Annotated in this window: 28 protein-coding genes; 20 read left to right on the top strand and 8 right to left on the bottom strand. The window is 67.6% G+C overall.

The features are described 5' to 3' along the window. Nucleotides 1–10 precede the first annotated feature (10 nt). The 3 genes from N0B51_RS06120 to N0B51_RS06110 are packed head-to-tail and all read left to right on the top strand — an operon-like array spanning nucleotide 11 to nucleotide 2938. On the top strand, nucleotides 11–1135 hold the full coding sequence (locus tag N0B51_RS06120; protein WP_259961385.1) for an NAD(P) transhydrogenase subunit alpha: 1125 nt from the start codon (nucleotides 11–13) through the stop codon (nucleotides 1133–1135). A gap of 28 nt (nucleotides 1136–1163) precedes the next feature. Continuing rightward, nucleotides 1164–1472 carry an NAD(P) transhydrogenase subunit alpha part 2 gene (locus tag N0B51_RS06115; RefSeq protein ID WP_259961384.1) on the top strand — a complete coding sequence of 103 codons (309 nt, stop codon included), beginning with the start codon at nucleotides 1164–1166 and terminating at the stop codon, nucleotides 1470–1472. Nucleotides 1473–1492: 20 nt separating this feature from the next. Then, entirely contained in the window at nucleotides 1493–2938 is a 1446-nt protein-coding gene (locus N0B51_RS06110; RefSeq protein WP_259961491.1) for an NAD(P)(+) transhydrogenase (Re/Si-specific) subunit beta, read from the top strand. Nucleotides 2939–2942: 4 nt separating this feature from the next. Here the strand turns inward: N0B51_RS06110 and N0B51_RS06105 are convergent, their stop codons facing one another. Continuing rightward, entirely contained in the window at nucleotides 2943–3308 is a 366-nt protein-coding gene (locus tag N0B51_RS06105) for a hypothetical protein (protein ID WP_259961383.1), read from the bottom strand. A gap of 116 nt (nucleotides 3309–3424) precedes the next feature. Here N0B51_RS06105 and N0B51_RS06100 point away from each other — a divergent pair, with 116 nt between their 5' ends. The 8 genes from N0B51_RS06100 to ribB all read left to right on the top strand — a co-directional run bounded on the left by N0B51_RS06100 (nucleotide 3425) and on the right by ribB (nucleotide 11706). Next, complete coding sequence (locus tag N0B51_RS06100) at nucleotides 3425–4621, top strand: parallel beta-helix domain-containing protein (RefSeq protein ID WP_259961382.1); 1197 nt, start codon at nucleotides 3425–3427, stop codon at nucleotides 4619–4621. Further along, nucleotides 4618–5667 (top strand): SO2930 family diheme c-type cytochrome, encoded by a 1050-nt coding sequence (locus N0B51_RS06095; RefSeq protein WP_259961381.1) that lies wholly within the window; start codon nucleotides 4618–4620, stop codon nucleotides 5665–5667. The genes N0B51_RS06100 and N0B51_RS06095 overlap by 4 nt, the downstream gene beginning before the upstream one ends. Nucleotides 5668–5709: 42 nt before the next feature. Next, nucleotides 5710–6405 carry an aspartate/glutamate racemase family protein gene (locus N0B51_RS06090; protein ID WP_259961380.1) on the top strand — a complete coding sequence of 232 codons (696 nt, stop codon included), beginning with the start codon at nucleotides 5710–5712 and terminating at the stop codon, nucleotides 6403–6405. 110 nt (nucleotides 6406–6515) lie between these two features. Continuing rightward, complete coding sequence (locus tag N0B51_RS06085) at nucleotides 6516–7643, top strand: S8 family serine peptidase (protein ID WP_259961379.1); 1128 nt, start codon at nucleotides 6516–6518, stop codon at nucleotides 7641–7643. Nucleotides 7644–7792: 149 nt separating this feature from the next. Continuing rightward, the gene (locus tag N0B51_RS06080) at nucleotides 7793–8953 is read left to right on the top strand and encodes a deoxyguanosinetriphosphate triphosphohydrolase (RefSeq protein WP_259961378.1); all 1161 of its coding nucleotides are present in this window, start codon (nucleotides 7793–7795) and stop codon (nucleotides 8951–8953) included. Beyond that, on the top strand, nucleotides 8946–9644 hold the full coding sequence (locus N0B51_RS06075; RefSeq protein ID WP_259961377.1) for an NAD(P)H-binding protein: 699 nt from the start codon (nucleotides 8946–8948) through the stop codon (nucleotides 9642–9644). Before N0B51_RS06080 ends, N0B51_RS06075 begins: the two co-directional genes overlap by 8 nt. Further along, nucleotides 9641–10372, top strand: coding sequence for an Nmad3 family putative nucleotide modification protein (locus N0B51_RS06070; protein WP_259961375.1), 732 nt, complete (start codon nucleotides 9641–9643; stop codon nucleotides 10370–10372). The genes N0B51_RS06075 and N0B51_RS06070 overlap by 4 nt, the downstream gene beginning before the upstream one ends. Before the next feature lie 47 nt (nucleotides 10373–10419). Beyond that, on the top strand, nucleotides 10420–11706 hold the full coding sequence (gene ribB / locus N0B51_RS06065; RefSeq protein WP_259961373.1) for a 3,4-dihydroxy-2-butanone-4-phosphate synthase: 1287 nt from the start codon (nucleotides 10420–10422) through the stop codon (nucleotides 11704–11706). A 9-nt stretch (nucleotides 11707–11715) separates the two neighbouring features. Here the strand turns inward: ribB and ruvX are convergent, their stop codons facing one another. Genes ruvX through pyrE form a run of 7 tightly spaced genes read right to left on the bottom strand, consistent with a single transcriptional unit; the run spans nucleotide 11716 to nucleotide 17139 of the window. After that, a complete protein-coding gene (gene ruvX, locus N0B51_RS06060; protein WP_259961372.1) occupies nucleotides 11716–12201 on the bottom strand; it encodes a Holliday junction resolvase RuvX in 486 nt (161 codons plus the stop codon). After that, complete coding sequence (locus N0B51_RS06055) at nucleotides 12183–13409, bottom strand: DUF3089 domain-containing protein (protein ID WP_259961370.1); 1227 nt, start codon at nucleotides 13407–13409, stop codon at nucleotides 12183–12185. The genes ruvX and N0B51_RS06055 overlap by 19 nt, the downstream gene beginning before the upstream one ends. After that, complete coding sequence (locus tag N0B51_RS06050) at nucleotides 13409–14530, bottom strand: AI-2E family transporter (protein ID WP_259961369.1); 1122 nt, start codon at nucleotides 14528–14530, stop codon at nucleotides 13409–13411. Before N0B51_RS06050 ends, N0B51_RS06055 begins: the two co-directional genes overlap by 1 nt. Next, nucleotides 14523–15380: a signal peptidase I gene (gene lepB / locus N0B51_RS06045; protein WP_259961368.1), complete on the bottom strand. Its 858-nt coding sequence runs from the start codon at nucleotides 15378–15380 to the stop codon at nucleotides 14523–14525. The genes N0B51_RS06050 and lepB overlap by 8 nt, the downstream gene beginning before the upstream one ends. Before the next feature lie 23 nt (nucleotides 15381–15403). Beyond that, the gene (gene acpS / locus N0B51_RS06040) at nucleotides 15404–15805 is read right to left on the bottom strand and encodes a holo-ACP synthase (RefSeq protein WP_259961367.1); all 402 of its coding nucleotides are present in this window, start codon (nucleotides 15803–15805) and stop codon (nucleotides 15404–15406) included. A gap of 10 nt (nucleotides 15806–15815) precedes the next feature. Next, nucleotides 15816–16559, bottom strand: a complete 744-nt coding sequence (locus N0B51_RS06035; RefSeq protein WP_259961366.1) for a pyridoxine 5'-phosphate synthase — start codon at nucleotides 16557–16559, stop codon at nucleotides 15816–15818. Between the two features lies 1 nt (nucleotide 16560). Further along, on the bottom strand, nucleotides 16561–17139 hold the full coding sequence (pyrE, locus tag N0B51_RS06030) for an orotate phosphoribosyltransferase (RefSeq protein WP_259961365.1): 579 nt from the start codon (nucleotides 17137–17139) through the stop codon (nucleotides 16561–16563). A 189-nt stretch (nucleotides 17140–17328) separates the two neighbouring features. On the opposite strand from pyrE, the gene coxB reads away from it, so the two are divergent. From coxB to N0B51_RS05985, 9 genes are all read left to right on the top strand, one after another. Further along, nucleotides 17329–18447: a cytochrome c oxidase subunit II gene (gene coxB / locus N0B51_RS06025; RefSeq protein ID WP_259961364.1), complete on the top strand. Its 1119-nt coding sequence runs from the start codon at nucleotides 17329–17331 to the stop codon at nucleotides 18445–18447. 31 nt (nucleotides 18448–18478) lie between these two features. Continuing rightward, entirely contained in the window at nucleotides 18479–20197 is a 1719-nt protein-coding gene (gene ctaD, locus N0B51_RS06020; protein ID WP_259961363.1) for a cytochrome c oxidase subunit I, read from the top strand. Nucleotides 20198–20279: 82 nt separating this feature from the next. After that, the gene (locus tag N0B51_RS06015; RefSeq protein WP_259961362.1) at nucleotides 20280–21239 is read left to right on the top strand and encodes an alpha/beta fold hydrolase; all 960 of its coding nucleotides are present in this window, start codon (nucleotides 20280–20282) and stop codon (nucleotides 21237–21239) included. Between the two features lie 278 nt (nucleotides 21240–21517). Beyond that, on the top strand, nucleotides 21518–22435 hold the full coding sequence (locus N0B51_RS06010; protein ID WP_259961361.1) for a heme o synthase: 918 nt from the start codon (nucleotides 21518–21520) through the stop codon (nucleotides 22433–22435). Continuing rightward, nucleotides 22432–22557, top strand: coding sequence for a cytochrome c oxidase system small membrane protein (locus N0B51_RS06005; RefSeq protein WP_259961360.1), 126 nt, complete (start codon nucleotides 22432–22434; stop codon nucleotides 22555–22557). The genes N0B51_RS06010 and N0B51_RS06005 overlap by 4 nt, the downstream gene beginning before the upstream one ends. Continuing rightward, a complete protein-coding gene (locus N0B51_RS06000; protein ID WP_259961359.1) occupies nucleotides 22557–23129 on the top strand; it encodes a cytochrome c oxidase assembly protein in 573 nt (190 codons plus the stop codon). The genes N0B51_RS06005 and N0B51_RS06000 overlap by 1 nt, the downstream gene beginning before the upstream one ends. 77 nt (nucleotides 23130–23206) lie before the next feature. After that, a complete protein-coding gene (locus N0B51_RS05995) occupies nucleotides 23207–24034 on the top strand; it encodes a cytochrome c oxidase subunit 3 (protein WP_259961358.1) in 828 nt (275 codons plus the stop codon). Further along, a complete protein-coding gene (locus N0B51_RS05990) occupies nucleotides 24034–24420 on the top strand; it encodes a DUF983 domain-containing protein (protein WP_259961357.1) in 387 nt (128 codons plus the stop codon). Before N0B51_RS05995 ends, N0B51_RS05990 begins: the two co-directional genes overlap by 1 nt. Further along, entirely contained in the window at nucleotides 24417–25001 is a 585-nt protein-coding gene (locus tag N0B51_RS05985) for an SURF1 family cytochrome oxidase biogenesis protein (protein WP_259961356.1), read from the top strand. Before N0B51_RS05990 ends, N0B51_RS05985 begins: the two co-directional genes overlap by 4 nt. The last annotated feature ends 10 nt before the right edge of the window (nucleotides 25002–25011 follow it).

The following is a 25011-nucleotide window of genomic DNA, read 5'->3' as shown; positions in this document are numbered from 1 at the left end:
GGACCCGGCGTTGCGGATCGCCGTCCTCAAGGAAACAGCGCCGGGCGAGACCCGCGTCGCGCTGACGCCCGAAACCGCGAAGAAGTTCATCGGCCTCGGGGCCACGGTCGCGGTCGAGAGCGGGGCGGGTGTTTCCGCGAGCATCCCCGACGCCGCCTATGCCGATGCGGGGGCCGAGGTCGGACCCGCGGCGCAGGTGGTGAAGGGGGCCGATATCGTGATGGGGGTCCAGGCGCCCGACGTGGCCGTGCTCGCCGGCGCGGCATCCGGAGCGTGGGTCGCGGCGACCTTCGATCCGTTCGCGCGCAAGGAACGGGTCGAGGCCTATGCCGGGACCGGTCTCGAGGCGTTGGCGATGGAGTTCATGCCGCGCATCACCCGCGCGCAGTCGATGGACGTGCTCTCGAGCCAGTCCAACCTTGCCGGCTACAAGGCGGTGATCGCCGCGGCCGACGCCTACGGCCGCGCGTTCCCGATGATGATGACCGCCGCGGGCACGATCCAGGCCGCCCGGGTCTTCGTGATGGGCGTGGGCGTCGCCGGCCTCCAGGCGATCGCGACCGCGCGGCGGCTCGGCGCGCAGGTCTCCGCGACCGACGTGCGCAGCGCCACGAAGGAGCAGATCCAGTCGCTCGGCGCGAAGGCGATCTTCGTCGAGAACGTCGCGGGGATCGAGGGCGAGGGCGCGGGCGGCTACGCCACCGAGATGAGCGAAGAGTACAAGGCCGCGCAGGCCGAGCTCGTCAGCAGCCACATCGCCAAGCAGGACATCGTCATCACGACCGCGCTGATCCCGGGCCGCGCGGCGCCGCGGTTGATCAGCGACGCGCAGATCGCGACGATGAAGCCCGGAAGCGTGATCTACGACCTCGCCGTGGCGCAGGGCGGCAATGTCGAGGGATCGGTGGCCGACCAGGTAACCGAGAAGCACGGCGTGAAGATCATCGGCTATTCGAACACGCCGGCGACGCTGGCGGCGGACGCCAGCGCATTGTTCGCGCGCAACCTGTTCAATTTCCTCTCGGCCTTCTGGGACAAGGATGCGGGACGGCCCGTGCTCGACGAGGAAATCGGCGATGCGATCCGCCTGACAAAAGGCGGCGAGGTGGTCAGCGAAAGGCTGAAGACCCAGTAATTTCCGGACCCGGGGGAGGGGACCCAGAGTGGACTTCATTTCGATCCTGTCGATCTTTGTGCTGGCCTGCTTCGTCGGCTACTACGTCGTATGGTCGGTGACCCCGGCGCTGCACACCCCGCTGATGGCCGTGACCAACGCGATTTCCTCGGTGATCGTGGTCGGCGCGCTGATCGCGAGCGCGGCGGCGGGTAGCCCCAGCGCGAAATGGCTCGGCCTGGTCGCGGTGGCGCTGGCGAGCGTGAATATCTTCGGCGGGTTCGCCGTGACTGCGCGGATGCTCGCGATGTACAAGAAGAAGGACAAGCCCGCCCCTGCCACGGAGAAGCAGGCGTGAGCGCGTTCCCGGTCGAGCAGGTGGCCGACCTGTCCACTGCGGCCGACGCGGCGCACGCGGTGAGCCCATGGGTGGCGCTGGCCTACCTCGCGGCGGGCGTGCTGTTCATCCTCGCGCTGCGCGGGCTGTCGAGCCCGGCGAGCAGCCGGGCGGGCAACCGTTACGGCATGGCGGGAATGCTGATAGCGGTGGTCACGACGCTGGTGACCCACGAGATCGCCAGCCTGCCCGAGATCGTTGCGGCGATTGCCCTCGGCGGCGGCGTCGGCTGGATCATCGCTCGCCGGATCGCGATGACCGCGATGCCGCAGCTCGTGGCGGCGTTCCACAGCCTCGTCGGCCTGGCGGCGGTGCTCGTCGCGGTCGCGGCGTTCCTCAACCCGAGCGCATTCGGCATCCTCGGGATGGATGGCAACATCCTCGCCGTCAGCAGGATCGAGATGGCGCTGGGCGCGGCGATCGGCGCGATCACGTTTTCCGGGTCGGTCATCGCCTTCGCGAAGCTCAACGGCAACATGAGCGGTTCGCCGATCCTGCTGCCGGGTCGGCACGTGATCAACCTCGGCACGCTCGTCGGCATCCTCGGCGCGACGGCGGCGTTCGCGATGGCGGCGAACGCGGGACCGGGTGAGGGGTGGCTGTTCTGGGCCCTGCTTGCCGCCGCCTTCGCGATCGGCTTCCTGCTTATTATCCCGATCGGCGGGGCCGACATGCCGGTCGTCGTTTCGATGCTGAACAGCTATTCGGGCTGGGCCGCGGCGGCGATGGGGTTCACGCTGCACAACACCGCGATGATCATCACCGGCGCGCTCGTCGGCAGTTCGGGCGCGATCCTCAGCTACATCATGTGCCGCGCGATGAACCGCAGCTTCCTGTCGGTGATCGCCGGCGGTTTCGGCGCCGACGCGGCGATTGCCGGCGAGGCCAGGGAACAGCGCCCCTACAAGTCGGGCAGCGCGGCGGACGCGGCGTTCATGCTGGAACAGGCCGAGAAGGTGATCGTCATCCCCGGTTACGGCATGGCGGTCGCCCAGGCGCAGCACGCGCTGCGCGAGATGACCGACCTGCTCGAGGAAAAGGGCGTCGAGGTGAAGTTCGCGATCCACCCGGTCGCGGGCCGGATGCCCGGGCACATGAACGTCCTGCTCGCCGAAGCGCAGGTGCCCTACGACAAGGTCTTCGAACTCGAGGACATCAATTCGGAGTTCGCCCAGGCCGACGTCGCCTTCATCATCGGTGCGAACGACGTGGTGAACCCGGCCGCCAAGACCGACAAGACGTCGCCGATCTACGGGATGCCGGTGTTCGACGTCGACAAGGCCAAGCAGGTATTCTTCATCAAGCGGTCGATGGGCGGCGTCGGATACGCCGGGGTCGACAACGACGTGTTCTACATGGACCAGACGATGATGCTGCTGGCGGATGCCAAGAAGATGGTCGAGGACATCGTCAAGGCGTTCGACTGACCCTTCAGGTGCCCTTCACCGTGGGCACCCCGTTGGTCAGCGCAAAGTCGCCGAAGGCGAACTTGCACGCGTCGAACCCCGCCCAGATGACCGGGGTGTCGTCGCCCTCGAAGGTCATCCGCACGTCGTACTTGCAGACCTTGCCGTCCTTGTCGAAGTGCACGGTATAATCGTCGCCCGGCTTGATCTTGCGATCGCCCATGTCCTCGTCGCGCTTGTCCTTTTTCCATTCGCCCGACCCGGCGACGGCGACCTCGACCATGGTGATCGTCTTTCCGGTCTTGTTGACCAGCACGAAATCCCAGTTTTCGGCCAGTGCCGGCGTTGCGCCGGCCATCGCGATCGCAGCGACCAAGAGTTTGAAACGCATCGATAACGCTCCCCTCTCCAAAGGAACTCGCCGCTGAGAGTGCGCTTCGCGGGCGAGTCTGGCAAGACCCCTGTTCGGCGTTGACTAACAGGCCTGTCAGTAGCAGCTTGCTACGCATGAGGATGACCCTGATCGCGCCGCTGGCGCTTGCCGCCGTCGCTTCGCCCGCGCTTGCTGCGACACACGATGTTGCCGCGGGGGAAGGCGCGCAGACGCGCCTGCAGGAGGCGCTGATCCTGGCCGAGCCGGGCGACGAGATCGTGCTCGGGGCCGGCCGCTTCGCGCTCGACGACGGGCTCAGTCTCGACGTCGACGGGGTGACCGTGCGCGGCGCGGGAATGGATGTGACCGTGCTGGACTTCAGCGGGCAGAAGGGGGCCGGCGAGGGGCTGCTGGTCACCAGCGACAAGGTCACCCTGCGCGACTTCGCGATCGAGAATCCCAAGGGTGACGGGATCAAGTCGAAGGGTGCCGACGACATTGTCTACCACCGCGTCCGGGTTACATGGACCGGCGGCCCGCTGTCGACCAACGGCGCTTACGGGATCTACCCGGTCGAGAGCACCAACGTCCTCATCGACGGCGTCCAGGTTTCGGGCGCGTCTGACGCGGGGATATATGTCGGCCAGAGCCGCAAGATCACCGTTCGCAACTCGCTGGCCCAGGCGAACGTGGCCGGGATCGAGATCGAGAACAGCCGCGATGCGCTGGTGACGATGAACATGGTCACCCGCAATACCGGCGGCATCCTCGTCTTCGACCTGCCCGACCTGCCGGTCATGGGTGGCGGCAACGTTCTGGTGCAGCACAACCTGGTCGTCGACAACGACACCGCCAATTTCGCTCCGCCAGGGAACATCGTCGCCGGCGTTCGGCGCGGCACCGGGGTGATGGTCATGGCGAACGATGCCGTGACGGTCGAAAACAACATGATCACCGGCAACCCCACCACCGCGGTCATGGTCGTCGCCTATCCCCGCCAATACGAGGATTCGCGCTACAATCCCTATCCCCGCAAGGTCGCAATCGGCCACAACATGGCGAGCGGCAACGGTACCGACCCGCAGATCGGCGGGGGCGAGCAGCTCGTCGCGATGTTCGGCGGCGCGCTGCCGGCGGTCATGTGGGATGGCCTGGGCGAGAACGCGCTGACCGTCGATCCGGCGATGAGCGGGTGGACCCTGGCGCTCACGAAGCAGGGACAGGGGCCGGACGATGCAAGACCCGCTCCGGCAAAGTTCGCCCCGTTTGCCGACGCGGTCGATCGCGCGGCGGTCGGCGCCTCGGCGGAGCTTGACGCGCGAGTAGGATGATCCGTTCGGTTGCCCTGTCTTTGGCCGGGATCGCGGCCCTTGCGGGCGCGCTCGCTGCCCGCGCGACACCGGTCGGGTCGGTCGACCAGTCGGCGATCCTAAGCGACGGAATGCCGCGCACCCTGTCGGCCTTCGGCTTCTTCGCCGACGCCCCGGCACAGGTGCCCGGCAAGAGCGTGGTACCGTATCGGCTGAACATCCCGCTGTGGTCCGACGGGGCGGAAAAGCTGCGGTTCGTCTACGTTCCGCCGGGCAAGCAGGCACGTGCCGAGGGCGAAGGCCTGCTGGACCTTCCCGTCGGCTCGGCGCTCATCAAGACCTTCGCCTTCCCGCGCGACGGCCGGCGCCACCTCGTCGAAACGCGCGTATTGCTCCACCGCGAGAGCGGCTGGGTCGCGCTGCCATACCTGTGGAACGAGGCGCAGACCGAAGCCACGCTGGCGATCGCGGGCGCGCGCGTGCGGCTGACCACGCCGCAGGGCGAGGAAATCGACTACCGCGTACCGAACAAGAACCAGTGCAAGGAATGCCACGGCCTCGACGGGGCGGTCGTTCCGATCGGGCCAAAGGCGCGGAACCTTTCGCGCGATTGGCTCGATGCCTTTGCCGGGCAGGGACACCTCGACCGCGTGCCCGCAGTCGCGGCCCCGCTGCCGCTGTGGGAGGAACGCGCCTCGGTGGCAGTGGCGGATGCCGCGCGCGGATACCTCGACGTCAACTGCGCGCATTGCCATCGGCCAGGGGCGACCGCATCGAACTCGGGGCTCGACCTGCGCTGGGAGCAGGCCGACCCCAGGGCTCTGGGCGTGATGAAACGCCCCGTTGCCGCCGGGCGCGGGGCGGGCGAGCTGCTGTTCGACATCGTCCCCGGCCACCCGGAGCGGTCGATCCTGGCCCACCGCATGGGCAGCCTCGAAGGCGGGGTGGCGATGCCCGAACTGGGCAAGTCGACCGTCGATCGAGACGGCCTCGCCGTGGTCGAACGCTGGATCCGGTCGCTTCTCCCCGCGTCCGGGGCGACTGAAGGTGGACGCGGGGGAGGCTGACGCGCTAACCCGTCTGCAGGACTGTTCTGGGGGAGCGACGACTTGCGTAAACTGGGGTTGATCGGGGGCATGAGCTGGGCCTCCACCCGTGACTACTACGAGTTTCTCAACCGCGGCATCCAGCGCAAGGTTTCCCCCGAATCCAGCGCGCCGCTGCTGATCGAAAGCCTCGATTTCGCCACTCTGCGCGCGATCGAGGAGGACAGCGGTTGGGATCGGGCGGCCGACATCCTGTGTGACAGCGCGCGCCGCCTCGTCGACGCGGGGGCCGGCGCGCTGCTGATCTGCGCCAACTCGATGCACAAGGTCTACGACCGGGTCGCCGGGGCGGCGGGCGTGCCGGTCATCCACATCGCCGACTGCGTGGGTCGCGAAATGCAGGCCGCCGGCGTCAAGAGCGCGGCGCTGGTCGGCACGCGTAACGTGATGACCGAAAGCTTCTATCGCCGAAGGCTGGTCAGCCACGGAGTCGATCTCCTGCCGCCCGACATGGATCAGGTGAAGATGATCGACCGGATTATCTACGACGAACTCATGCGCGGCAAGGCGACCCGCGATGCCGAGCGCGCGATGAAGACCTGGATCACGCTCAAGGAACGCGAGGGCGCAGAAGCGATCGTGCTCGCCTGCACCGAGCTGTCGATGGTGGTCGACGTCGATGCCAACGTCCTGCCGGTATTCGATTCCACCCGCGCGCACTGTCGGGCGGGGATCGACTGGCTCCTGAGCGACGAGTAGTTCTTTGCGCGCGACGAGGCGTTTGCTTGTCGGCGGGGTAATGATGTTTGTCTATTCCCTTTGGTAGGGGGTGAGGCATTCTGTCTTTCCTGCTTGAGGGAGGGACTACCATGAACAACCGGGTTGCCGGCCGCGTTGCGGCCATGAGCGGTGCTGCTCTTGCAATGGCGCTTGCCGCCACGCCGGCGCACGCTGAAAAGATCGCCAATTCCTATATTTGCGTGTTCAAGAAGGACCGCGTCGCGAAGGACGAAGTGTCCGGCCGCGCGAACGCGATGGCGCGCGCCCACGGCGGCGCGGTGAAATTCGTTTACAAGAACACGATCCGCGGATTCGCCGCGAACATGAGCGAGCAGGCGGTGACCGCCATGCGTCGCGCCAATCCGACGATCGCCTACTGCGAGCAGGACCAGGTCGCGAACGCGATCGGTGTCGCGGGCAAGGGCAAGCCCGGCGGCGGCACCGCGCCCGCCCAGTTTACCCCCTGGGGCGTCGGACGCGTCTTCGGCGGAACGATCGACTCCTCGACCAAGACCGCGTGGATTATCGACAGCGGCATCGATCCCACGCACCCCGATCTCAACGTCGATCCCGGGCGGAGCAAGGACTTCACGGGCTCGCGCAGCGGGTGGAAGGACGAGAACGGTCACGGTTCGCACGTCGCCGGCACCGTCGGGGCGAAGGACAACGAAATCGGTGTCATCGGGGTCGCCCCCAACGCCAAGGTCGTCGCCGTGCGCGTGCTCGACCGCCGTGGATCGGGTTCCTACTCGGGGGTGATTGCGGGTGTCGAATACGTCGCCGCCAACGGCAAGTCCGGCGAAGTTGCCAACATGAGCCTGGGCGGGCCGGTGTCCCAGGCGCTCGACGATGCCGTCCTGGCCGCCGCCAGCGTGGTCAAGTTCGCGCTGGCTGCGGGCAACGAGACCGACGATTACCATAACCATTCCCCGGCGCGTGCGGGCGGTGTGTCGGCCTCGGACAACGTCTTCACGGTGTCGGCGTCGACCAAGACCGATTCGCTTGCCAGCTTCTCCAACTTCGGCACGGGTATCGCCTGGGCCGAGCCGGGGGTGCAGGTGGAATCGACCTACAAGGACGGTGGCTATGCCACCTTGAGCGGCACGTCGATGGCGTCTCCGCACCTTGCCGGCCTGATGTTGCTCGGCACGGTGACGAGCGGCGGCACGATCTCGGGTGATCCCGACGGCGAACCCGACAAGATCGGCGTCAAGTGACAACGGCTTCCGGCGGGTCGCACCTGGCCGGATGACCTGCGGGCCGCGCGTCGTTGCGATGCGCGGCCCGATTTTGTCGGGCGCCGATCAATGTTCCGCTGCTGTTCCCGTTGCCCGCGCGGGGCCTGCCGCCTAACCGCCAGTTGCCGATGACGCTCGCTCCCTACGCTGCCGATCCCGCCGCCAGCCGCGGCCGCGAGTTCGCCGAGAACCGCGAGGGCACACGCGGCCCCCGCAGCGAGTTCCAGCGCGACCGCGACCGGATCGTCCATTCGATCGCCTTCCGCCGCCTCAAGGCCAAGACGCAGGTCTTCATCGCGCCGGACGGGGACCACTACCGCACCCGCCTGACCCACAGCATCGAAGTTGCCCAGATCGGCCGGGTGATCGCCCGCGCGCTGGGCCTCGACGAGGACCTGACCGAGGCGCTGTGCCTTGCGCACGACATCGGGCACCCGCCCTTCGGCCATGCCGGCGAGGACGCGCTGCAGGAGGCGATGGCGGAGCGCGGCGGGTTCGACCACAATGCCCACACGCTGCGCGTGCTGATGCGGCTCGAGGCGCCGTATTGCGACTTTCCGGGCCTAAACCTGTCATGGGACCTGCTCGAAGGGCTGGCAAAGCACAACGGGCCGGTGTCCACCCCGAACTGGGCGCTTGCCGAGCTCGACGAGGCCTTTCCGCTCGACCTTGGCGCCTGGCCCAGCCTCGAGGCGCAGGTCGCCGCGCTGGCCGACGACATCGCCTACGACAACCACGACATCGACGATGGGCTGCGCGCCGGGTTCCTGCTGCTGGACGACCTGCTCGAACTGCCGGCGATCGCCGACCAGTACCGGGCGATCGAGCGGCGTTATCCATCGGCCAGTGCCGACCAGCGCCTGCGCGAGCTCGTGCGCAGCCGGATCGGGCTGATGGTCAACGACGTGATCGAAACGACGCGCGCGAACGCCAGGGGCCTCCACAGCGTTGCCGAGGTGCGCGCGCACCCGGGGCAGCTGGCGGCGTTCTCATCGGGCATGGGAGAGGAGGAACGCGCGCTCAAGGCGTTCATGTACGAGCGACTCTACTATCATCCGGAGCAGCTCATGGCGGCGAGCCGCGCGCGTGACGTGGTGTCCCGCCTGTTTGCCGCCTACGACCAGAGCCCCGAGGCGCTGCCGGAAGAGTGGAGGGCCGCGCTTCCGGCAGAAGAGCCCGCTCGCAGTCGCCACTTCGCGGATTTCATCGCCGGCATGACCGACCGCTTTGCGATCCGCCAGTGTGCCGACATTTTCGGCAGGGCGCCCGACGGACTGCGCAATGTCTGACCCGCTGCGGATCGCGCTCGTCGGCGCAACCGGCCTTGTTGGCCGCGAGGTCATGGGACTCGCGGTCGGACGCGAGGACATCCGTCTCGTCGCCGTGGCCCGGCGCGAGGCTCCGCTGCCGCCCGGCGCAAGGATGGAAATGTTCGTCGCCGAGCCCGACAAGTGGGGCGAGGTGTTCGAAGCGGTCCGCCCGGCCGCGGTGATCTGCGCGCTGGGTACGACGTGGAAGAAGGCGGGGCGTGATGAGGCATCGTTCCGCGCGGTCGATCACGACCTCGTGCTCGCGACCGCCGCGGCCGCGAAATCGCATGGTGCGGAACGGTTCGTCGTGGTCAGTTCGGCCGGTGCCGATGCGATGTCGAAGACGTTCTACCTGCGAACCAAGGGGCAGGTCGAGGCCGAGCTCGGCAAGCTTCGCTTCAAGCGGCTCGACGTGCTGCGGCCTGGGCTCCTGCGCGGAAAGCGGTCGGGGGACCGCCGGTTGCTCGAACGGGTCGGCATTATCGCCAGTCCGCTCGCCGATCTGGTCCTTCACGGAAGCCGGCGGGCCTATCGCTCGATCGAGGCAGAGACCGTGGCAAAAGCGGCGGTGGCGCTTGCCATGCGCAAGGCGGCGGGGCGGTTCGTGCACGACAACGACGCGATCCTGCGGGCGGCGGCGAGCCTGTCTGTTCCGCACCCCGACGCGTGAAGATCGTCTTCAGCCGTAAGGGGTTCGACAGTGCAGCGGGCGGCGGTCCGTCGCCGATCGTCGACGATCGTCCGGTGAGCCTGCCGATACCGAGCACCGGCGCTTCGGGCACGACCTGGGACGACCTCGGCCTCGGCGAACTCGTCGCCCAGGCAAGCCGGGGCCGGCACGCAGGCAGCGGGGATTGCCACCACGACCCCATGTTCCTGACCGGAGGGACCTGCCTGTTCGGCCAGTGCGGCGCGGCGCAGACGCACCTCGCCAACCGCGGGGTCGGGGTGGGCGACACGTTCGTGTTCTTCGGGCTGTTCCGCGACGGCCGCGCGCCGCCGCACCACAGGATCTTCGGCTATCTCGCGGTGGAAGAGGTGCTGGTGGTCGCTGACCTGCCCGATGCCCGGCGCGAGGCGCTCGTCCGCCAGCGGCATCCGCACGCCATCGCGCCTCAAGCCGCGAACGACACGATCTATGCCGGGCGAGGCCGGACCGCCGTGTGCGCCTCTCCCGCGCTCCGGCTCACCGCGCACGGGGAAAAGCCGAGCACCTGGCGCCGGCCGGACTGGCTGAAACCGGGCGAACTGAGCTACCATGACGACCCGGCGCGATGGCTTTCCGGCGGGCGCTTGCGGGCGGCCTCGCGGGGTCAGGAATTCGTCACCGACGTGGGTCGGCGCGCACCGCCCCGCCGCTGGCTCGAGCAGGTGATCGAGACAATCGAGCGGGGGTGACACATTTTGGTGTAGCAATCACATTTCGATGTGATATGCGGCCACTCATGAACAACCAGACCATCGATCGCGTCCGCGACCTCGTCGCCGCAAACCGCATGAGCCGCAGCGCGCTCGCCCGCGCCGCCGGCCTCCACGCCAACTCCTTGCGCGACTGTCTCGATGACAGCTGGAACCCCACGGCCGAGACGCTGGGCAAGCTCGACGGCTTTCTGGCGGCGAACGACGAGCGCCCCGTGATCGTCTCGGCCGAAGAGATCATCGACGAGGCGCGCAACGGCCGGATGTTCATCCTGGTGGACGACGAGGACCGCGAGAACGAGGGCGACTTGGTCATCCCGGCGCAGATGGCGACGCCCAACGCGATCAATTTCATGGCGACGCACGGGCGCGGCCTCGTCTGCCTCGCGATGACGCGCCAGCGGGTCGAACAGCTCGGCCTCGACCTGATGAGCCGCAACAACCGCACCCGACACGAAACCGCCTTCACCACCTCGATCGAGGCGCGCGAGGGCGTGTCGACCGGCATTTCCGCCGGTGACCGTGCGCGCACTGTCTCGGTCGCCATCGACGGCACCAAGGGCCGCGACGACATCGTCACGCCGGGCCACGTTTTCCCGCTCGTCGCCCGCGACGGCGGCGTGCTCGTGCGCGCCGGCCACACCGAGGCGGCGGTCGACATCAGCCGCCTCGCGGGCCTCAATCCATCGGGCGTGATCTGCGAGATCATGAACGAGGACGGCACGATGTCGCGCCTCGGCGACCTCGTCCGCTTCGCCCGGCTGCACGACCTCAAGATCGGCACGATCCGCGACCTCATCGCCTACCGCCGTCGTCACGACCACCTGATCGAGCGGCGCGGCGAACGGCGCTTCACCAGCAAGTGGGGCGGCGATTGGCAGGCGATCGCGTTCTACAACCGCGCGACGGGCGAGGAGAACCTCGCGCTGGTCAAGGGCGCGGTTCACCCCGACAGGCCGACGCTGGTCAGAATGCACGCGCTCTCGCTGTTCGACGACGTCTTCGGCGAGGACGGCCCGCGCGGCCAGTTGATCGAACGTTCGATGGAAATCATCGGCGGCGAGGGCGCAGGGGTCATCGTGCTGATCAACCGGGCGAGCTCCGACTACGTCACCCGCGCGATTGTCCGCGGCGCCGGCGGGCCGCCGGCCGACGCGGCGCAGGTGACCGAACAGCGCGATTACGGCGGCGGGGCGCAGATCCTCGGCGCGCTCGGCGTGCACGACATGATCCTCCTGACCAACACCGAGCATTCGCTGGTGGCGCTGGAGGGATACGGCCTCAGCATCGTCGGCCAGCGGACGCTCGACTAGCAGGATCGCCTAGAGCGCGGCCCCGGCGAGCGCGTCGATCGCCGCCTGCAGGATCACCGCGGCCGCGTGCGAATCGATGCGCTCCTTGCGCCGCGCGCGGCTCATGTCCTGTTCGATCAGCGCGCGCTCGGCGCTGACGGTCGACCAGCGTTCGTCCCACAGCAGGATCGGCAGGGCGAGGGCGGCCGACAGGTTGCGCGCGTAGGCGCGGCTGGCCTGCGCGCGGGGGCCCTCGCTGCCATCCATGTTGCGCGGGAGGCCGATCACCACCCCGCGCACGCCGCGCGCGGCGCACAGCTGCGCCAACGCCTCGCGGTCACGCCCGAACTTGCCCCGCTCGAGCGTCTTTCCGGCCGTCGCGAAACGCCAGCCGGCATCGCACAGCGCGGTGCCGATCGTTTTGGTCCCCAGGTCGAGTGCGAGCAAGGCGCCTCCGTCAGGCAGCGCCTCGCCGAACGCGCGCGCGCTATCGGTGATCAGGCCGCCGGTTTCCACGCCGCGATCCGCCGCGCGACGTCGGCCTTCAGGTTCGCCCAGAACAGCGGGATGTCATAGACGTGGTAGTTGTTGCCCGGCAGCACGCCGGGGCCGAGGTCGGGGGGATCGCCGATAAGCAGCAGACCGCTGTCGGGATCGCACCGCGCGGGGATCATTCCCGCGAGCAGTTCCCCGCTCGAGAAGTCGCTCGTCGGCTTGAGGGTGCCCAGGTTTTCGGAGGCCGCCGCTTGTCCGTTGAGCGTCCCCGTCACCGGGTTCACGCACACGATCGGCCCGTCCCCGCGCGGCTGCCCGTCGAAACCGGGAGTGGCGGTGAACCGCTCGAAGACCTGGGTCGGGTCGGCGGGCTCGGCAAAGCTCGACCAGGTGACGATGCAGCGGGCTTGGCCCGGCGTCGCGCAGGCCGGAAAGTCGAGTGCGGGCAGGTCGTGGTCGACCGATACCGGCCAGCCGATGGGATAGACCATCGCGATCCGCTTCTCGAGGTGGGTCCCTGCGATCTTCTCGCGCAGCAGCCGCAGCACCATCAGCGCGCCCTGGCTGTGGCCCGCGAGCACGATCGGCTCGTCCGGGTCGACCGTCGCCGCGAAGAAGTCGAACGCCTGCGCGACGTCGCGATAGGCGAGGTCGAGTGCCTTCTGGGCCTCCTGCTTGTCGGTCAGGAAGGCGCCGAACACGGCCTGACGGTACTTCGGCGCCCAGATTTCGTCGGCACCCGCGAACGGACTGGCCATCCCACGCAGGAACAGGCGCGCGCGGGTCTGCGCCTCTTCGTCATCCAGCGGCGCGTTCCACGGGGCATCGTTGCCGATCGCCGGACGAATGTAGCTCGTCGGATGAACGAAGAAGACCGCGTAGCTGCGCTCCGGCCCGCCGGCAGGGGGCGAAGATGCGGGCGCAGCGGACGGGGCGGCCTGCGCGGCCGGTGCCAGCGCGCGCTCGGCGGCGGGGGCCTGGGGCGAGGCCGGCGCTGCGGCCACGGCCGGCTGGTAGCGCGAAGGGTCTCCGTCCCCCATGCCGGGGCGCGAATACCACATCTGCGGGTCAGCATAGGCGTTGCTGTCGAGCGCTGGCTGCTCGACGAAGTCGCCGCGCGGCACGAAGGCGAACTCGGTCGCCTCCTTCGACCAGATGCTCAGCGCGATCGCTCCGGCGATCACGAGGAATATCACGAACGCGACGAAGTAGAGGAACTTGCGCGCCATCAGGCTGCCGGTCCCTCGTTCGCCAGGCCTCGGGCGGCGGCTGCGTCATCTTCCTGTTCCAGCCAGTGCGCACGGCGTTCGAGCGCGGTCTTGATCATCGCCAGCATCGGGTCGGCGAAGGTCAGGCCCAGCACACCGAACAGGACGCCCATGATCAGCTGGAAGCCGAGCACCAGCGCGGGCGCGAGGTCCACCGTCTTCTTGGCGATCATCGGCACGAGAATGTAACCGTCGAAGTTCTGCACCGCGAAGTAGATCGCGATCGTCCACAGCCCCATTTCAGTCCCGCCGGAAAACCCGACGAGGACCATCAGCGCACCCGATATGATCGCGCCGATATTGGGAATGAAGGCGAGCAGCCCGGTTATCAGGCCGAGCAGGGCCGCCATCGGGACGCCGACCAGCGACAGCGCGATGTAGGTGAAGAACCCTTCGGCGAACATCCCGACCAGCCGGCCGGCGAGGAGGCGCCGCATCGTGAAGGCCATGTGCCCGAGCATGTCGGCGACGTGTTCGCGGTGTTCCTCGGCCACCATCCACGACAGGCCCCGTTCGTAGGGCCGCGGATCGACCGCCAGGTAGATGCCGATAATCGTGATCAGCACGAGCGTGGTGACGCCCCCGACGACGCCGCCGATCGCCCGGGTGACGGTGCCGACCCCGCTCGTCAGGCTGCTGGCGAAGCCCTGGATGTCGTTCTGGTCGATCGCCACGCCCTTCGAACGCAGCCAGGCCGCCGCGCGGCCCAGCTGTTCGGAAACGAGGGCGGGGAATTCGGCCGCCTGGTCGGCGATCTGGGTTCCGGCAAAACGGACCAGCCAGAACAGGAAGCCTGCGGTGAACAGGAGCACGATCGCGACGCGGAAGCCGCGAGCGATCGGCAGCACCCGTCCGATCAGACGCGCGCCGCCGTCGATCATCGCGGCGAACACCAGTGCGCCGAAGATTACGAGGAGCGACTGCGCCAGGTAGATCCCCAGCACCAGCAGGCCGATCACCCCCGCCCAGACGGCGGCGCGCTTGGCCTCGTAGCGCAACTCGGGGCTTGATATGCGCGTCGGGCTGGTACCGACGTCTCGGTCGTCCAGGTCCATCCTCTGGGGCGTTGCCTCGTCATTCATCGGATGCAGGTACCTTCGCGATGGCGGGGCGCAGTGTCGACCAGGCGCGGCCGTCGCGCAAGCTGCCCCACCAGGTCATCGGGTTGAAGGTGGTGGTTCCGTCGAGCGAGAAGGTGATGAACTCCGCCCGTCCGCCGACGTTCGCCAGAGGCACCGGCCCGCCAAGCCCGCTTTCCCACGTGTCCGCGCGGCTGTCGGCGGAATGATCGCGATTGTCGCCCATCAGGAACACGTGGCCGGCGGGCACGCGCGTTTCGGGATAGTTGTCGAGCGGCTGGTCACGGTGATCGACGATGAGGTAGGTCGCGCCGTTGGGCAGCGTTTCGCGCCGCGCGGGGACTTCGTAATAGTCCTTCCCGTCTGCCGCGCGCACCCGGTAATTGTCGAAATAGCCCAGGCAGGGGACCCGGTCGCAGACCTGCGAGTCGACCGGGATGCGGATGTCGGGTTCGACCTTCTGCGGCACCGGCTTGCCATTGAGGACGATCCGGCCATTTACCACCGCGATCCGGTCGCCGGGCAGGGCGACGACGCGCTTGATGTAGTCCTCGTCGCGGTTGGGCGGCACGGCGATCACGATGTCGCCATATTGCGGGGTTGCGGGCCAGATCCGGGTGTTGCCCCGCGGCAGGACGTGGAACGAGGCGGACACCCAGCTCCAGCCATAGGGATACTTCGAGACCACCAGCCGGTCGCCGACCATCAGGTTGGGCACCATCGAGGTGGACGGGATGTAGAACGGCTTGGCGACGAGGCTGTGAAACGCCAGCACCGCGAGCAGCATCAGCCCGAGCCCGCGCAGTTCGGCGAGCCAGTCGACCTTTTCGCGCTTGTTGTCGGGGCTGCTCATTGGCTGGCTGTCACTCAGGGATTTCATAGGGGGAGGGCCTCGATCACGACGAAGGCCTGCGCCCATGGGTGGTCGTCGGTTAGGGTGACGTGAATGCGCGCCTCATGGCCGTCGGGCACAAGTTCGGCAAGCCGGTTTGCCGCGCCGCCGGTGAGAGCCAGGGTCGGTGCGCCCGAAGGGGCGTTCACGACCCCGATGTCCTTGTGGAATACCCCGCGGCGAAAGCCGGTGCCGACCGCCTTGGCATAGGCTTCCTTCGCCGCCCACCGTTTCGCAAACGTGCCCACGCGGGTGAACGGACGCTTCGCCGCCTTGGCGCGTTCGACGTCGGTAAAGCAGCGCGCCTCGAACTTCTCGCCCCACCGTTCGAGTGAATTGGCGATGCGGTCCATGTTGGTAAGGTCGGAGCCCATCCCGATGATCATGACGTCAGGCTCATCGTGCGGCGTCCATCAGCTCGCGCATCCGCACCACTGCCGCCTCGAGCCCGACGAACACCGCTTCGCCGACGAGGTAGTGGCCGATGTTAAGCTCGGCGAGCTGGGGGATGGCGGCGATTGGCTGGACGTTGTCGTAGGTCAGGCCGTGACCGGCGTGCGGTTCGATGCCGTTCTTGGCGGCCAGCGCCGCCATGTCGGCGATGCGCTTCAACTCGAGCGGAACGCGGTCTCCGGTCGCGTGGGCGTATTCCCCGGTGTGAAACTCGACCACCGGCGCCCCGAGCCGCACGGCGGCCTCGAGCTGGCGCTCGCTGGCCTCGATGAACAGCGAGACGCGGATGCCGGCATCGGCGAGGCGTGCGACCACGGGGGCGAGGCGGTTGTGCTGGCCGGCCGCATCGAGTCCCCCCTCGGTCGTCACCTCCTCGCGCTTCTCGGGCACGATGCACGCGGCGTGCGGCCTGTGGCGCAGCGCGATCTCGAGCATTTCCTCGGTCGCTGCCATCTCGAGGTTGAGCGGAAGGTCGGTCGCCGCCTGGATGCGGGCGAGGTCGTCGTCGCGAATGTGGCGGCGATCCTCGCGCAGGTGCGCGGTGATCCCGTCGCCGCCGCACCGCGCGACGATCTCGGCCGCGCGAACGGGGTCGGGATGGTCGCCGCCGCGCGCGTTGCGGATCGTCGCGACGTGGTCGATGTTGACGCCGAGGCGAAGCTTCTGGGGACGGAACGGGGCGGTCAAGTTACCTGCGGCTCCCCGGCTTGGTAACGGGGATGGCGGCAAGCTCGGCGGGAACCTCGTCCTCCGCATAGCTGGGAAATCGGATGTCGATCAGCGGGTAGAACGGCACGCCGAGGTCGGCGGTGCCGTTGCTGCGATCGACCAGCGCGGCTTCTGCGATCACCTCCCCGCCTTCGCGCCGGACCGCCTCGATTGCCTCGCGGCTGGAGAGGCCGGTGGTGACGACGTCCTCGACCATGAGGACCTTGGCACCCGGATCGAGGCGAAAGCCGCGGCGCAACTCGAACGTGCCCTCGGGCCGCTCGAGGAACAGTGCGTCCTTGCCCAGCGCGCGGCCCATCTCGTGACCGATGATGATGCCACCCATTGCCGGGCTTACCACGACGTCGATCTGGTTCCTGAGCTCGCGCGGCAGTTTCTGGGCGAGGGCAATGGCGAGGCTACCGGCCCGGTCGGGGTTCATGAGCACGCGCGCGCATTGCAGGTAATGCGCGCTGTGGCGTCCGCTCGAAAGCTTGAAATGACCCTCCAGCAGGGCTTCGCAGCTACGGAATTCGTGCAGGACTTCTTCTTCGGTCATCGCGGATCGCGGGCGCTCGTGCGAGAGTGGGGAAAAGGCGGGCAAAAATCTCCCTAGAAGCGCTTGAGGCATGGGGCAAGCGCGCGTATAGGCCCGCCCAAACCCCCGTCCGCGGGGTTTCTCCGGCCTGCCATGAGGGCGGAAAACCGGGCTGATAAGAAACAGGTCAAGACGGAAAGCTTCGCACCGATGATCCTCGGCAAATCGTTCCTCCGCACTCTCGCCCCGCTGTGGGCCGCGCTCATCCTGGCGCTCGCCCCGCAGTCCGCGCTGGCGCAGGAGCCCGCCTCGGTCGCGAGCAATCCCGCCGCGGCGACCGAAGCCGCGCCTGCCGCGAGCGAGCTGGGTGCTGGCGCCATCGGCGCGGTGGACGACAAGGCCGACGCCTCGAGCGAGGACGTCGCTGCTGGCGCGTCGGCCTACAAGCCGCTCGGCCCGGAATGGATCAAGGGCCAGCCCCACGCCGGCGGCTGGGACGTGCAGAAGCAGTACTCTCCGACCGGTGAACAGGCATATACGCTGCATTACTGGCTGATCTGGGTCATGGCGATCATCTCCGCCTTCGTCCTCGGCCTGATGCTGTTCGTGATGATCCGCTTCCGCCGCGGACGTAACCCGGTTCCCTCGCGCACCACGCACAACACCACGATCGAGGTGGTCTGGACATTGCTGCCGGTCCTGATCCTGATCGGCATCGCGCTGCCTTCGATCAGCCTGCTGTCGGCCCAGTACAAGAGCGCGCCGAAGGACGCCCTTACCGTCAAGGTTACCGGCTACCAGTGGTACTGGGGCTATACCTATCCCGACAACGGCGGGTTCGAGGTGATCTCGAACATGCTGCCCGACGAGGAAGCGCACTCGCGCGGCGAACCCTCGCACCTCGCTGTCGACAATCGCATGGTGGTCCCGGCGGGCGAATGGATCCGCATCCAGACCACCGCCGCCGACGTCATCCACTCGTTCGCGGTGCCCAGCCTGTGGTTCAAGCTCGACGCCGTGCCTGGCCGCCTGAACGAAAAGCGCATGTTCATCAAGGAACCCGGCATCTACTACGGCCAGTGTTCCGAGCTGTGCGGCGCCAAGCACGGCTACATGCCGATCGCGGTCGAGGCGCTGCCGCGGCCGCAGTTCGAGGCCTGGGTCCGCGCACAGGGCGGCACGGTCGGTGCGGCCGAGGAAGCCGCGGCCCCCGCCGCGGCGCCGCTCCAGCAGCCCGAATCGGGCGCGCAGCAACCCGCCGGCGCCCCCGCGGATGCGACTGCCGGCACCCCGCCGAGCGCGCCCGCCGCCGTCAAGCCCGTCGCCTGATCATCCGATACGAAGCATAGAGACCCGAGCAATGGCCACCACCGCCGACACCTTCCAGGCTCACCACGACGATCACGCGCACCACGACGCGGATCACAAGCCGGGCTTCTTCGCCCGGTGGTTCATGTCCACCAATCACAAGGACATCGGCACGCTGTACCTCATCTTCGCGATCTTCGCGGGGATCGTGGGCGGCGCGATCTCGGGCGTTATGCGCGCCGAGCTGGCGCAGCCGGGCATCCAGGTCCTCGGCAGCTGGGTGGCCCTGATGGGCGGCGAGGCGAGCTTCGAGGCCAACCTCCACGCGTGGAACGTGCTGATCACCGCGCATGGCCTGATCATGGTCTTCTTCATGGTCATGCCGGCGATGATCGGTGGCTTCGGCAACTGGTTCGTGCCGCTGATGATCGGTGCGCCGGACATGGCCTTTCCGCGGATGAACAACATCTCGTTCTGGCTGACCGTCGCGGGCTTCACCTCGCTGTGCATCTCGCTGTTCATGCCGGGCGACGCGACGGGTAACGGCTCGGGCACCGGCTGGACCGTCTACGCCCCGCTGTCGACCAGCGGATCGCCCGGTCCGGCGACCGACTTCGCGATCTTCGCGCTGCACCTTGCCGGTGCGGCCTCGATCATGGGTGCGATCAACTTCATCACCACGATCTTCAACATGCGCGCGCCGGGCATGACCCTGCACAAGATGCCGCTGTTCGTGTGGTCGATCCTGGTCACCGCGTTCCTGCTTCTGCTGGCACTGCCGGTGCTCGCCGCGGCGATCACCATGCTGATCACCGACCGTAATTTCGGCACGACCTTCTTCGCGGCCGATGGCGGCGGCGACCCGATCCTCTACCAGCACCTGTTCTGGTTCTTCGGCCACCCGGAGGTCTACATCATGATCCTGCCGGGCTTCGGCATGATCAGCCAGATCGTCGCCACCTTCAGCCGCAAGCCGGTGTTCGGCTACCTCGGCATGGCCTACGCGATGGTCGCGATCGGCGTCGTCGGCTTCATCGTCTGGGCGCACCACATGTACACCGTGGGCCTCGACGTGAACACGAAGATGTACTTCACGGCCGCCACCATGGTCATCGCGGTGCCCACCGGCGTGAAGATCTTCAGCTGGATCGCCACGATGTGGGGCGGCTCGATCGAGTTCAAGTCGCCCATGGTCTGGGCGCTGGGCATGATCTTCCTGTTCACGGTCGGCGGCGTGACCGGCGTCTATCTTGCCAATGGCGGCGTGGACGACGTGGTGCACGACACCTACTTCGTCGTCGCGCACTTCCACTACGTGCTGTCGATGGGTGCGGTGTTCAGCCTCTTCGCGGGCTTCTACTACTGGTTCCCGAAGATGAGCGGCCGGATGCACTCCGAGCTGCTGGCGCACCTGCATTTCTGGGTCTTCTTCATCGGCGTGAACGTGATCTTCTTCCCGCAGCACTTCCTGGGCTGGCAGGGCATGCCGCGCCGCTACCCCGACTACGCGGAAGCGTTCGCGCAGTGGAACGAGCTCAGCTCGATCGGCTACGCGATCATGGCCGGGTCGATGATCTTCTTCTTCGTCAACCTGATCTACGCGTTCACCGCAGGCAAGAAGGTCGGCGCGAACTACTGGGGCGAGGGGGCCACGACCCTCGAGTGGAGCCTGTCGAGCCCGCCGCCGTATCACCAGTTCGAAACGCTTCCGGTGATCGAGGACGACCACGATTACCACAACCACCTGCCCAAGGGCGCCGCTCCGGCCTGACCCTTGCAGGATTGACAAGCACAGGCGGCCGGTCCCCCAGACCAGAAGGGGGGCCGGCCGTTTGCTTTGGGGGAGAGCAACTATGCCCGATATGCACCTGATCGATACCGGCGAAGCGACGCTGCGCTGCGCGATCGAGGGAACCGGCCCGCTGGTGATCTTCGTCCACGGCTTTCCCGAAAGCTGGTATTCGTGGCGCCACCAGATCGGCCCGGTTGCAGGGGAGGGCTACACCGCCTGCGCGATCGACGTGCGTGGGTATGGCGGTTCGGACAAGCCGCCCGAAGTGGCCGACTACACGCTCGAGAAGATCGCCGGCGACCTCGTCGGTCTCGCCGACGCCTTGCAGCCCGACGCGCCGGTTATCCTCGTCGGGCACGACTGGGGCGCGCCGATCGTCTGGAACACCGCGCTCACCCATCCTGAGCGGATCGTCGCGGTCGCGGGCCTCTCGGTCCCGTTCGCGGGGGTGCCCAGCCGGCCGTTCACCGAGGTCTTCCGCGAGCACTTCACCAGCCAGGGCAAGTTCTTCTACCAGGAATACTTCCAGGAACCGGGCGTCGCCGAGGCTGAGGCGGAAGCCGACCCGCAGGGGTTCGTGCACCGCATGATGTATTCCATTTGCGGCGACGTTCCGCCGGGCGCCTACTGGGACAAGCCGCTTGGCGCGAAGTTTCTCGACGGGCTGCCCGATCCCCGGCCAGTGCCTTGGCTCACGCAAGAAGACATCGCGTTCTACGGCCGAGAGTTCAGCCAGAGCGGCTTCCGCGGCCCGCTCAATCGCTACCGCAACCACGAGCGCGACTACGAATGGCTGCAGGGCTGGAAGGGCAAGCGGATCGAGCAGCCCAGCCTGTTCATCGGCGGCGACCGCGACCCGGCGACGTTCCTGTTCGGCGCCGTGGCCGATCCCGTCGCCATGATGCGCAACTTCGCCCCGAGGGTCGAAGGACACATCCTGGAAGGCGTCGGCCACTGGACACAGCAGGAACGGCCGCAAGAAGTCAATCGGCTGCTTCTCGACTGGTTGGCGCGGGTCTGAGGCCTCTTTCGTCCCGTCGACATGCGAGCATCACGTGCTCGCCCAGGGACCTCCTCGCGCTGGCGGACGCTTTGCAGATGACGGGTTACGTCGCTCGTCTGCGTTTCTTCGGGGAAGACCCAGCACGCCTTCGGCACGTCCCCTGGCGCTTGCAGCGGTACATCCGAAAAATCGACCACTGGTTCGAAAAGGCTTGCGTGGTGCTCTTACCCGCACGGGGGAAAACCAGCAGCGCTTCCCTCGGCGCCGCTCCGTCCCTATATGGCCGCCCGTCCCCGATGAGCGAATCTCCCGCCCTCTACCTGCCGACCGACTGGCGCGACTTCGTGTCGCTGACCAAGCCGCGCGTGATGAGCCTGGTGATCTTCACCGGGCTGTGCGGACTGCTGGCCGCACCGGGCTACATTCATCCGCTGGTCGGGTTCGTCGCCGTCCTGTGCATCGCGATGGGTGCAGGGGGCGCGGCGGCGCTCAACCAGTGGTGGGAAGCCGACATCGACGCCGGCATGAAGCGTACCGCAGGCCGGCCAATCCCCGGCGGGCGGATGCGGCGCACCGACGCGCGCGATTTCGGCATCGCGCTGTCGGTCGCCTCGGTCGGGCTGATGGGCGTTGCGGTCAGCTGGCTGGCGGCGGCGATCCTTGCCGTTTCGATCGTCTATTACGCGGTCGTCTACACGATCTGGCTCAAGCCGCGCACGCCGCAGAACATCGTTATCGGCGGCGGGGCGGGCGCGTTCCCGCCGATGATCGGCTGGATCGCGGTGACGCACGACATCACGCTGATGCCGGTGCTGCTGTTCGCGATCATCTTCTTCTGGACCCCGCCGCACTTCTGGGCGCTCGCGCTGTTCGTGCAGACCGACTACGCCAAAGTGGGCATTCCGATGATGCCGGTGGTCAAGGGCGAGGCGAGCACGCGGCGCCAGATCATCGCCTATGCGGTCCTGCTTCTGCCGATCGCGGCGGCCCCGTGGTTCATCGGCGGGACGGGCGCGGTGTACGGCGCGGTGGCCATGCTGCTGAGCCTTGCCTTCATCGCGCTCTCGGTCCCGGTGGCGCTGCGCCGGGCCGGGCCGGGGGACGCGATGAAGCCCGAGAAGCGATTGTTCGCGTTCAGCGTGCTCTATCTTTTCGCACTGTTCGCGGCGCTGGTTGCCGATCGCGCGATTTACGGGCAGGGGGTGTTCGCATGACACCCGAGGAAGAGACCGAGTTCAAGCGGCGGCGCAAGAGCCGCAACGTCGTCCTGGCGGCGGTTCTGGTGTTCTTCGTGCTGCTTTTCTACGCACTCACGTTTGTCCAGATGGGCCGCTGATGTCGAGCACGGTTTCGGTCCAGCGCAGCAACCTGAAGGTCGGCCTGATGGCCGCGGCGTTCGGGCTGGCGATGCTCGGACTCGGTTTCGCGGCGGTGCCGCTCTACCGGATCTTCTGCCAGGTCACCGGCTTCGGCGGGACGATCCAGGTTGCCACCGAGGACGAGGCGTCGCTCGCCGCTGCCCGCGCCCAGCAGCTTGCCGGGGCGACGATCTCGGTGCGGTTCGATGCCAACATCGATCCCGACCTGCCGTGGACATTCCGGCCCGAACAGGTGACCGAGACTGTCCGGCTCGGCCAGCGGCGGATGGCGTTCTTCTATGCGAAGAACAACTCGGACAAGCCGATCACCGGGCAGGCCAGCTTCAATGTCTCGCCCGACCAGACCGGTGCCTATTTCAACAAGATCCAGTGCTTCTGCTTCACCGAGCAGACCTTGCAGCCCGGGCAGGAAATCAACATGCCGGTGCTGTATTACGTCGACCCGTCGATCCGCAGCGATCCCGACGCCGCCCCGGTCGAACAGATCACCCTGAGCTATACTTTCCACCGTTCGGACGCCGAAGGCTAAGAGGCCACTGGACCCCGGGGCGGAGGCGCTCTAAGGGCAACCGCAATTCCGCTTCCAACAGGGACAGAGCAATCCTCATGGCCGGCGCCAAGAACCACCAGTATCACATCCTCCCGCCCGACATCTGGCCGCTGATCGGCTCGATCTCCGCGGTCATGTTCACCAGCGGCATGGTGCTGTTCATGCACCGCGACACGATGGGCGGCTGGCCGATCGTGCTCGGGCTCGGCATCGCCGGCCTGATCGCGACCTTCTTCAGCTGGTTCTCCAACATCGTGAAGGAAGCGCAGGCGGGCGATCACACGCCGGTCGTGCAGCTGCACCTGCGCTACGGGATGATCCTGTTCATCGCCTCTGAAGTGATGTTCTTCCTCGGCTGGTTCTGGGCCTTCTTCGACTTTGCCTTGTTCCCCAGCGAACTGGCCGAAGTGGTCGGCGGGCAATTCCCCCCCAAGGCGATCGAGGCGGTGATGGATCCGTTCGACCTGCCGCTGCTCAACACGCTGATCCTGCTCTGCTCGGGCACGACGGTCACCTGGGCCCACCACTCGCTGATCCACGGCGACCGTGACGGGCTCAAGAAGGGGCTGTGGCTGACGATCCTGCTGGGCATCCTGTTCACCAGCATCCAAGCCTACGAATACGTCCACGCGCCCTTCGCCTTCGGCCTCAACACCTATGGGTCGGCGTTCTACATGGCGACCGGGTTCCACGGCTTCCACGTGCTCGTCGGCACGATCTTCCTGATCGTCTGCCTCGTGCGCACCTACAAGGGCCATTTCACCCCGCAGCAGCACTTCGGCTTCGAGGCGGCGGCGTGGTACTGGCACTTCGTCGACGTGGTGTGGCTGTTCCTCTTCGTCGTGATCTACGTCTGGGGCGGCTGGGGCGCGCCGATCCACTGATGAATCCGGCGGACCCGGACACCGAGAAGGGGCAGCCCGGGATCGCCCGGGCTGCCCTTTTCGGTTTGTGCCCGCGCTGCGGGGCGAAGACGCTGTTCGCGGGCACCGTGCGATTTGCCGACCGCTGCCGCGTCTGCGCGCTCGATTTCACGCGGTTCGACGTCGGGGACGGGCCGGCGGCGTTCCTGATCCTGATCATCGGCGGCCTCGTGGCCACGCTGGCCATCGGCCTCCAGCTGGCAGCCGACCCGCCGTACTGGCTGCAGGCGCTCGTCTGGGTTCCGGTCACCACCCTGCTGGTGCTCGGCGGCCTGCGTCTCGCCAAGGCTGGGCTGCTGGCGAGTGAATTCCGCAACCGCGCGGGCGAGGGGCGGCTGGGCAAGTGACCCGGCGCGTTCCTGTCCTCGCGACCCTGATCGTGGCGCTCGCGGTGCTGGCGATGATCGCGCTCGGCCTGTGGCAACTCGCCCGGCTCGACGAGAAGGAGGCGCAGCTCGCGCGTTACCAGCGGGCGCAGGCGATGTCTGCGGAGGCTGCATGGCCGACCCGGGCCGAAGACATCGACGGGGCGCTCTACCGGCGGTCGCGCGTGGATTGCGCGCGCGTGCTGTCGATCGATACCCTTGCGGGTCACGCCGCGTCCGGCGAAACCGGCTGGGCGCACATCGCCCGCTGCGCCCTGCCGGGCGGCGGCACGGCGGCCGTGGCAATTGGCTGGGCGCGCGAGCCGGTGCGCCCGCAGTGGGAGGGCGGCCGGGTCGACGGTATCGTCGGGCCTTACCGCAACGGTGCGAAGCTGGTCGCCGTCCCGGCCCGGGCGGGCCTTGCCCAGCTCGCGCTGCCCGACCCGCGCGACGTGCCGAACAATCACCTGTCCTACGCTGTGCAGTGGTTTCTCTTCGCGCTCACGGCCTTGGTGATCTACGTCCTCGCGCTGCGCAAAAGGTGGCGGTCTTCGGCCGCGTAAAGCCGGGCTT

The organism is Tsuneonella litorea (genome assembly GCF_025154015.1).
Taxonomy (GTDB): domain Bacteria; phylum Pseudomonadota; class Alphaproteobacteria; order Sphingomonadales; family Sphingomonadaceae; genus Tsuneonella; species Tsuneonella litorea.
The sequence above is the reverse complement of the archived record's forward strand: the minus strand, read 5'-3'. Positions and strand labels throughout refer to the sequence as shown.